Annotated in this window: 10 protein-coding genes; 2 read left to right on the top strand and 8 right to left on the bottom strand. The window is 61.3% G+C overall.

Features of this window, described 5'->3' with window-relative positions:
• Nucleotides 1-449: 449 nt before the first annotated feature.
• On the bottom strand, nucleotides 450-938 hold the full coding sequence (locus tag V7080_RS21185; RefSeq protein WP_334190376.1) for a CBS domain-containing protein: 489 nt from the start codon (nucleotides 936-938) through the stop codon (nucleotides 450-452).
• Complete coding sequence (locus V7080_RS21190; protein ID WP_334190377.1) at nucleotides 907-1,626, bottom strand: phosphoribosyltransferase; 720 nt, start codon at nucleotides 1,624-1,626, stop codon at nucleotides 907-909. The genes V7080_RS21185 and V7080_RS21190 overlap by 32 nt, the downstream gene beginning before the upstream one ends.
• Before the next feature lie 175 nt (nucleotides 1,627-1,801).
• On the opposite strand from V7080_RS21190, the gene V7080_RS21195 reads away from it, so the two are divergent.
• Together V7080_RS21195 and V7080_RS21200 are read left to right on the top strand one after the other, a co-directional pair.
• Nucleotides 1,802-2,818: an SDR family oxidoreductase gene (locus tag V7080_RS21195; protein ID WP_334190378.1), complete on the top strand. Its 1,017-nt coding sequence runs from the start codon at nucleotides 1,802-1,804 to the stop codon at nucleotides 2,816-2,818.
• A gap of 38 nt (nucleotides 2,819-2,856) precedes the next feature.
• Nucleotides 2,857-3,210 carry a four-helix bundle copper-binding protein gene (locus tag V7080_RS21200; protein ID WP_334190379.1) on the top strand — a complete coding sequence of 118 codons (354 nt, stop codon included), beginning with the start codon at nucleotides 2,857-2,859 and terminating at the stop codon, nucleotides 3,208-3,210.
• Nucleotides 3,211-3,290: 80 nt separating this feature from the next.
• Here V7080_RS21200 and V7080_RS21205 read toward each other — a convergent pair whose 3' ends face one another.
• The 6 genes from V7080_RS21205 to ctaD form a co-directional block, all read right to left on the bottom strand.
• Nucleotides 3,291-3,494, bottom strand: a complete 204-nt coding sequence (locus tag V7080_RS21205; protein WP_334190380.1) for a hypothetical protein — start codon at nucleotides 3,492-3,494, stop codon at nucleotides 3,291-3,293.
• 324 nt (nucleotides 3,495-3,818) lie between these two features.
• Nucleotides 3,819-4,064 (bottom strand): hypothetical protein, encoded by a 246-nt coding sequence (locus V7080_RS21210; RefSeq protein WP_334190381.1) that lies wholly within the window; start codon nucleotides 4,062-4,064, stop codon nucleotides 3,819-3,821.
• A 166-nt stretch (nucleotides 4,065-4,230) separates the two neighbouring features.
• Nucleotides 4,231-4,419, bottom strand: a complete 189-nt coding sequence (locus V7080_RS21215; RefSeq protein WP_334190382.1) for a hypothetical protein — start codon at nucleotides 4,417-4,419, stop codon at nucleotides 4,231-4,233.
• Between the two features lie 349 nt (nucleotides 4,420-4,768).
• Nucleotides 4,769-5,074 carry a DUF378 domain-containing protein gene (locus tag V7080_RS21220; protein ID WP_334190383.1) on the bottom strand — a complete coding sequence of 102 codons (306 nt, stop codon included), beginning with the start codon at nucleotides 5,072-5,074 and terminating at the stop codon, nucleotides 4,769-4,771.
• Between the two features lie 118 nt (nucleotides 5,075-5,192).
• Entirely contained in the window at nucleotides 5,193-5,567 is a 375-nt protein-coding gene (locus V7080_RS21225; RefSeq protein WP_334190384.1) for a hypothetical protein, read from the bottom strand.
• Between the two features lie 7 nt (nucleotides 5,568-5,574).
• Nucleotides 5,575-8,026: cytochrome c oxidase subunit I (ctaD, locus tag V7080_RS21230; protein WP_334190385.1), on the bottom strand; the 2,452-nt coding region annotated here is incomplete at its 5' end.

Genomic DNA, 8,026 nt, shown 5'->3' on the forward strand with positions numbered 1-8,026 from the left:
GCCTGCTGAACGGTCTGCGCCTGCAAGCGCAGATGCGTCCTGCAAGGAGGGGTGTGAAGGTTGAACTACTGTATGCAGTCGATCGACCTCACTACCCCCATCCCAGCCTTCCCCCTGGAAGGGGGAAGGAGCAGTACGGCGGTTGCTTATTAAACAGTAACGCTAGACTGCACTGTATCGATCAAGCTCGCTTCGGAACAACGCAAGTGCCATACCATACGTGCCGCTTGTTTCAGCAGACAACCCAAACCTGAATCTCGGGACCCTCCTCAGCTCTTAGACCTGACCCAATCACCGTCCGACAAATCACATGTTCAATCCCAAATAGCCACACAGCACTTCGTAACTATTACGCATCCTTTGTAGCTTTTGTACAGGACGAACCGCCAATGTTGCGGTATATCTCAAACAACCGGAAATGCCCGCCAGCCACATCAGCGTCACACCGCTTAAAACAATCCCCCCGCCTGATCCGAGGAAGGACGATGAAGCCGCACCACCTCGTCACCCTGGCCGTCCTTGTCCGCCGGCGCCGAGATATCCTCGAGCGTGCCGTCCGTGTCCGCATCGGAACGGGTGGCAAGATCGCCCAGCGCAACCATACCGACCAGTTGATTGTCGCGGTTGATGACCGGCATGCGACGGATCTGTGCATCGCCCATTTGCCGCAGCACTTCGTCCACGCCCTGGTCGTCATAACACCACAGCACCTCGTCCGTCATCACGTCGGCCACGCGCATGTCGGCCGGGTCCCTCTGGTCCGCCACGGCGCGGACCGTGATGTCGCGGTCGGTGATCATCCCCATCAGGCGCTTGCCGTTGCATACCGGCAGCGCGCCGACATCCCAGTCGCGCATCAATTGCGCCGCATCCGCGATGCTGTCGTCCGGTCTCACCAGCGCAGCATCAGGCGTCATGACTTCCGAAATCGTTTGCATGATGGTTCTCCTCGTTATCGATGGATGTTCGGCGTGCCGTCGCTACGCCGAGCAATTGAATGACTTCATCGTCCGTCGTCTGTTCAAAATTTGCGTAGTACGGACTGACCGCGCGGAAATCCGCCAGCGCCAGAAGGCAGATGCCTTCATCCGCCTCCTGGCGCAATTCGTCCAGCACCGGCTCCGGTGCGACCGGCACCGCAAACAACAATCGTTTCACCCCGGCACCGGCAAGTGCCTTCAGCGCCGTCTTCAGGGTGCCGCCGGTGGCGATGCCGTCGTCCACGACAAGAACAGTTTGCCCGCACACCGGAAGTGGTGCGCGCTTTCCGCAATACAAGGACCGGCGTCGTTCGATCTCCGCGATTTGCCGTCGCTCTTCGTCGGCGAGATACTGCGCCGACGGTTTCCAATAGGCCATGATGTCCGGGTTCATCACCTTGCAGGGGCTGGCGCCGTCCACGATGGCGCCCAGTCCGATCTCCGGATAACCCTGCACACCAATCTTGCGCACCAGCAGCACATCCAGCGGAGCATCCAGTGCGAGTGCAACTTCGAATCCGACCGGCACACCGCCGCGCGGGAGAGCGAGCACGACGGGACGGGCGGAACGAAGATGCGCGACAGCCGCAGCCAGCTTCCGGCCGGCATCGCGACGGTCGGTGAAAGGGGGATGACTGGTGTCCATGGGGACTGGCCCGGGCGAAATGGCGCCGGCACCGGTGTGCCGGCAGACCGAAGTCCATGCAAGATGCCTGCCATTGTTTTCGCCGGAACCTTTTTCTTTCTAGAAGACCTATCGGGAAACGGCTTGCGCCGGCAGCAGGCGAATGCAACGAGCCTCAACCAACAAGGAGAACAACATGGCGGAAGATCCGGCGGCGAACGCCAGGGGCAATCAGGGCAGCATCGACGATACGGTAAGACAGCAGCGCGCCATCCAGCGCGAAATCGACGGTGTCGATGCGCGCAGATCCGGCAGCAACGGAAGCGGCGATGGCGCGGTGCAGGCAGGCATGCGGCCGCAGCCGGCACCGCCGTTTCCCGAAGTGCATTTGCAAAAGCCCGGCATCGAATCCGAGCTTGATCCGCGCCCGCAATTCATGGCGCCCGACTATAAGGGCAGCGGCAAGTTGCAGGGCATGGCCGCCATCGTCACCGGCGGCGATTCCGGCATCGGCCGCGCGGTAGCGGTGCTGTATGCGCGCGAAGGCGCGGACGTGGCGATCGTCTACCTGAACGAACACGGCGATGCGGAAGAAACCAGGCGCTGCGTGGAGAAGGAAGGCAGGCGTTGCCTGCTGATCGCGGGCGATGTACGCGACGCATCCTTCTGCAATGACGCGGTTCGGCAGACCGTCGCGGCGTTCGGCCGGCTCGATGTGCTGGTCAACAATGCCGCCTTCCAGGAACATGCGATGGCGCTCGAAGACATCACCGACGAGCATTTCGACATGACGATACGCACCAATCTGTACGGCTATTTTCATATGGCACGTGCCGCGTTGCCCGAAATGAAGCCGGGTGCCTCGATCATCAATTCCGGTTCGGAGACCGGCATCTTCGGCCACCAGATGCTGCTCGATTATTCGGCGACCAAGGGCGCGATCCATGCCTTCACGAAGGCGCTTGCCACCAATGTGGCGCCGCGCGGCATCCGGGTGAACGCGGTGGCGCCGGGACCGGTATGGACACCGCTCAATCCGGCCGATCAGCCGGTGGAGCAGGTGAAGACCTTCGGCCAGTCGACCGACATGAAGCGGCCGGCACAACCGGAGGAATTGTCGCCGGCTTATGTGTTCCTGGCGTCGCCGGTGTGCGCAAGCTATATCACCGGCATCGTGCTGCCGGTGATGGGCGGCGTGACCGGCAGCGCATAACAAGCGGCATCGATGTCATTCAATCCAATGGAGAGACCATGAATACAACCACGACCAGCATGGAAATGACCGACATGATGAGACAGTGCATCGCCAATTGCCTGGAATGCCATCGTGTCTGTACCGAGGCGGCGGCGCATGTGCTGCATGGCGGCCGCCTTCACGACGAAGCCAAGCACCTGGTGGCCCTGCTCGACTGCGCGCAGATCTGCCTGGTGCACGCGGACTTCATGACGCGCCGTTCGCCGCATCACATGCACCTGGCCAAGGAATGCGCGGAAATCTGCACTGCCTGCGCCGGCATGTGCGACGCCCATCCCGATGGCGACGGCGAGATGAAGTTGTGCGGGGAGGCATGCCGTCGCTGTGCCGCGAGCTGCGAAGAAATGTAAACAGAAGAGGCAGAGAGTGGAGTGCGAACCGGCGCTTTGCGGAAAAGCGCCGGTGTGTTCATGCGACCGTCGTCACATGATCATGCGCCGAAGTAAAGGCTGCTTGTGACATCCGAGGAGCGATACCCAGTGCCGGCGTTGCCGACGCCGCTTCCCGTGCCAGGACCGCTGGCGCCGCTCGAGCCCGAGCTCATCGAGCCGGAACCCATCGGCGATGAACCGCCGCCCATGCTGGAACAACCGGTAAAAATAATGACTGCGGAAACGATCAAAAGCTTTTTCATGTGAATCTCCATTCAGGTTGATGTGCGGGCAAGTGTTCGCACGAAAGGGACGCCACGCCACCGCCGCTCGCCGCCATCGGAAGGATCACGGGAACGCGCCGCGGAACGGCCGAAAAGGCAGCGGCGAGCAATCGCGGCAGCATCGGCAAAATGCATGCGTCAATGCCGCGATGTGTCTGTGGTGTATTGCGTTGAGTTATATACGCGCCGTAGCCGGATCCGGTTTCAGAATGAGTGAAAAAATCTGATGTGCGGAACGAGCACGGATGCGATGCCGATCATGCTTGCATCGGCACGATCAGTTCCGTCGATCTTCCGGCCGGTCTATTGATCGCCGCTGTTCATCGGCAAAAACAGTTCTTCGATGGGAATACGGTTGCCTGCGCGCTGTTCCATGCCGTGCTGATGTCGCGTCCAAAGGTCGACCATTCGCGCCGCTTCGTTCCTGACAAATACATCGGGAACCGGCTCGCGTCGTTCGATGACCTGCGAGCCGGTGCCATAAGGTTCGTCGTTGATGGCGTTTTTTTTGCTTTGCGGGATGATCGACAAAGCCAGAAAAGTTTGCATGACTGCCTCCGTAGAGAGGCAGTATAGCGAGCCGGTTATTGCGGACAAGGGAAATGTCAGCGATGTTACTTATATTGTGTATCGACGTGTATCGCTTTCCTGCGCGACATCTTCCGGCGTTTGTCGAATATGCCGGATTGCTGCGAAACCGGGCTATTCACCCGGGTTATTGCGTGTCGGGTTGCGGTACTTCCATCGGTGACGTATCGGGAACGATTTCCGGACCTTGGGGGCCCGAAGGCGCGATCGGATCCATAGGGACGTCGATTTCCGGCTGCGGCCTGTAGGAGGGAACGATCTCGGGTTCCGGATTGGGAATGGATGGAATTTCCTGCGGGGTGTGCTGTTGATTCATGATGTCTATCCTCCTGTAAAAATGTTCGATTCCGGCTTGCATCGTAAGTTGCGGCATGCGCCACTCGCGACAGGAAAACCGAGCACATCCTTGATAAAGGTAGATAGCTGAATGCCGTACGTCATGCCCGGTGCAGCGGCCGGGATCATGTGCGTTCTACCGAACAAACTACCAGAGTGGCGGTAAGAATTTCAGGACGGCGGCGGAGTGCCGGCAAGATGATGCGGAAAGTGGCGCGGCATGGCCTCGCATTCCGGCAGTGCGTCGACGGGAGGACATTACAGGCGTCGATGAGCGAACAGTCTGGCCGGCATCGCGGCCAGATCCGTTCAAGTGATTGCTCCCGGGCCTAATGCGGTTTGCGCGACATCCTGCTGCTCAGGTAGAGCGAATACAAAGCCGACAGGCCGACGGCAATATAAATGATGCGTGACAATCCGCTCATCTCGCCGAACAGGGTCGCCACCAGATCGAAATTGAACAAGCCGACCAGGCCCCAGTTGATGCCGCCGATGGCCAGCAGCAGCATCGGAATCCAATCGGCTGCTGTCATCCGCTTTGCGGTAATGACAGCGTTGGCGCCGCCGTGATGTCCGCCTGCGCGGCGGTCGGGAATATGGCGTCGTTCTGACATATTGGGATTCATTGTTGCCATGGAAAACTCCTTGCAAGGTTGAAACAGACAAAAGTCAACTACACATTGATGAAGGCCGGCATGTTCATGCCGCCACCGTGCGAACCGGGAGTATCGCCTTATGCAAGCTCCATGCCGGTCATGCACATATTGGGACCAGCAGTACCGGAAGAGATTCCCAGACGATGGCGATTGCCGCAAGCAGGCCGAGCATAATGGTCATGCTTCCGATGAAGGCATGCCCTTCGGCCGGCACGCCGCTCGCGTCCGATTGTGACGCGCGCTTTCCTTTCCTTGTCGCAAGGGCTCCAATGGTCGCAATCGCCGCCAGCGCCAGCAGGCCGCTGATGCCGATGAACCAGGGCACCGCGCCGATACCTAGCCATTCGGCGTGATGCGATCCGCGGGCGCAGGCGACGCCGGTGAAGCCGTAGATCGCCACGAAGTGCGCCGCCCAGATGATCGGACCGGAAAAGATCAGCAGGAAGGTGCGGGTGAAATGTGAGACGTTCATCGCCGGTTCAGCCGGTCAGGCGTGGAAAGCTGTGGACGAGCGCAAGACCGATCAATCCCTGCGCGACCGTGTAGTACCAGAGCAGCATCGTGTTGTCGAAGGTGACGCGGCGCTGCGCATGCAGCAGGCCGCACCATGCGCGCGCCGAGGTATACAGCGCCATGACAATCACCACCGCGACATAGAACGCCTGCAACGCAATGATGGCGTACACCACCGCGCCGTACGCGCTTTCCGTGGGCCGCAGCCCGGTGGTCCATTGGCCGTAGAAGTCGGCGGCGGATGCGCAGGCCAGCAGGATCGCCGCCGCCAGGATTGCCGGCGTGACGGTGCCATGGCCGCGCGGCGAAGCTGTCTTGAGCCGAGCGCCGGCATGGACGATCAGGCCGGCGCTGGCCAGGAGCAGCAGGGCCGATATGGAGGGCCACTCCCATGCCGGAAGCCCGTCCGCCCCCGGCCAGACATCCGGGGAGACGGTCCACAGAAACAGGTAGGAAAACAGCAGGCAACCGAGGATGGAACCGGCGACCAGAATCAGGACGATCATCGCCCACCATGAATGCGACGACGATCCGTTCATGTACACCGGCAGCGTCAGGTTGCCGCCGATGTCCACCGGCGGATGGTTCGGCCCGGGATCGGTTTCCCATAGCCACCACAGCACCATGACCAGCGCGACCACGCCCGCGATGGTTGCCGCCGTGACCAGCTTGATCGTCATCAGCAGGAAGAAGCCGGCGGTGCCGATGGCCGCCAGCAGCGGTTTCCAGCTCGGCCCCGGCAACTGCATCACATACTGCGGGCGCGCATCGATCGGACTGGTAATCAGTGTTTCGCGGCGGCCGGTGGCGGTATTCGGCAGGTAATAGCGGCCGGCGTCGACATCGTCGGCCAGGCCGGGCTGGTCCCACAAGGGTTCGCGGCTGGTGACGATCGGAATGCTGCGGTTGCCGTAGTTCCCGTTCGGCAGCCATTCGAGCGTGCCGGCATTCCAGACGTTGCCGGCGTTCTCCTCGCCCGGACGAAGGTTGCGCAGGAGGTCGACCAGAAAAACCAGCACGCCGGCCGCGATCATGAAGGCGCCGATCGTCGACACCATGTTGAGCGGCCCCCAGCCGAGCGATTCGGCGTAGGTGTAGACACGCCGCGGCATGCCGGCGAGGCCGGTGATGTGCATCGGGAAGAAGGCGATGTTGAAGCCGACGAACATCAGGCCGAAGGTCCAGCGCCCGAGCCGCTCCGACAGGCGCCGCCTGCTGACGAAGGGTGCCCAGTAGTAGAACGCGGCGAATAGCGGAAACACCATGCCGCCGAACAGCACATAGTGCAGGTGGGCGACGATGAAATACGTGTCGTGCGCCTGCCAGTCGAACGGCACCACCGCCACCATCACACCGGTCAGTCCGCCGAGCACGAAGATGAAAAAGAAGCCGAGTATGAACAGCATCGGCGTCTTCAGCATCGAACCTTTGGATGTCAGCTTCGCGGCGGCGGCGATGGTCGCGATCCAGGCGAATACCTGGATGCCGGTCGGGATGGTCACCGCCATGCTGGCGGCGGAAAAGAAGCTGAGCGAGAGCTGCGGAATCCCGGTGGCGAACATGTGGTGCACCCACAGGCCGAAACTCAGGAATCCGGTGCCGAGCAGCGCCAGCACCACCAGCTTGTATCCCGCCAGCGGCTTCTGCACCATGGCCGGGATGATCATCGACACCATGCCGGCCGCGGGCAGGAAGATGATGTAGACCTCGGGGTGGCCGAAGAACCAGAACAGGTGCTGCCACAGGAGCGGATCGCCGCCGCGGTCGGCGATGAAGAACGGCCAGTCGAACGCCCGCTCGATTTCGAGCAGCAGGGTGGCGAGGATCACCGCCGGGAAGGCGAAGATGATCATCCCGGCCAGCACCAGCATCACCCACGCATAGATCGGCATCTTGTCGAGCGTCATGCCGGGCGCGCGGTTGCGCAGCACGCCGACGACGATTTCGATCGCGCCGGCAATCGCGGAGATTTCGATGAAGCCGATGCCAAGCAGCCAGAAGTCGGCGTTCACCGCCGGCGAGTACTCGGCGTTGGTCAGCGGCGGATACATGAACCAGCCGCCATCAGGCGCGAGGCCGAAGAACAGGCTGCAGAAAAACGCCAGCCCGCCGACGGCGTAAGCCCAGAAGGCATACGCCGACAAGCGGGGAAACGGCAGGTCGCGCGCACCGAGCATGTTCGGCAGCAGCAGCACGCCCATCGCTTCCACCGCCGGCACTGCGAACAGGAACATCATGACGGTGCCGTGCATGGTGAAGAGCTGGTTGTACAGCGTGTGGCCGATCAGGTCGTTCTGCGGCAAGGCCAGTTGCGTGCGCATCATCAGCGCCAGGATGCCTGCCAGCAGGAAGAACAGGAAGGCGGTGCCGATGTAGAACAGGCCGATGTAGGTGTTGTTGACAGCGGTGATGAAGCTC

Source organism: Noviherbaspirillum sp. (assembly GCF_036846085.1).
Taxonomy (GTDB): Bacteria; Pseudomonadota; Gammaproteobacteria; order Burkholderiales; family Burkholderiaceae_D; genus Noviherbaspirillum.

What these genes read in the sequence shown, in the direction of transcription:
- V7080_RS21185 (WP_334190376.1), bottom strand. Translation starts at nt 938, where the DNA reads ATGCAAACGATTTCGGAAGTCATGACGCCTGATGCTGCGCTGGTGAGA.
- V7080_RS21190 (WP_334190377.1), bottom strand. Translation starts at nt 1,626, where the DNA reads ATGGACACCAGTCATCCCCCTTTCACCGACCGTCGCGATGCCGGCCGG.
- V7080_RS21195 (WP_334190378.1), top strand. Translation starts at nt 1,802, where the DNA reads ATGGCGGAAGATCCGGCGGCGAACGCCAGGGGCAATCAGGGCAGCATC.
- V7080_RS21200 (WP_334190379.1), top strand. Translation starts at nt 2,857, where the DNA reads ATGAATACAACCACGACCAGCATGGAAATGACCGACATGATGAGACAG.
- V7080_RS21205 (WP_334190380.1), bottom strand. Translation starts at nt 3,494, where the DNA reads ATGAAAAAGCTTTTGATCGTTTCCGCAGTCATTATTTTTACCGGTTGT.
- V7080_RS21210 (WP_334190381.1), bottom strand. Translation starts at nt 4,064, where the DNA reads ATGCAAACTTTTCTGGCTTTGTCGATCATCCCGCAAAGCAAAAAAAAC.
- V7080_RS21215 (WP_334190382.1), bottom strand. Translation starts at nt 4,419, where the DNA reads ATGAATCAACAGCACACCCCGCAGGAAATTCCATCCATTCCCAATCCG.
- V7080_RS21220 (WP_334190383.1), bottom strand. Translation starts at nt 5,074, where the DNA reads ATGGCAACAATGAATCCCAATATGTCAGAACGACGCCATATTCCCGAC.
- V7080_RS21225 (WP_334190384.1), bottom strand. Translation starts at nt 5,567, where the DNA reads ATGAACGTCTCACATTTCACCCGCACCTTCCTGCTGATCTTTTCCGGT.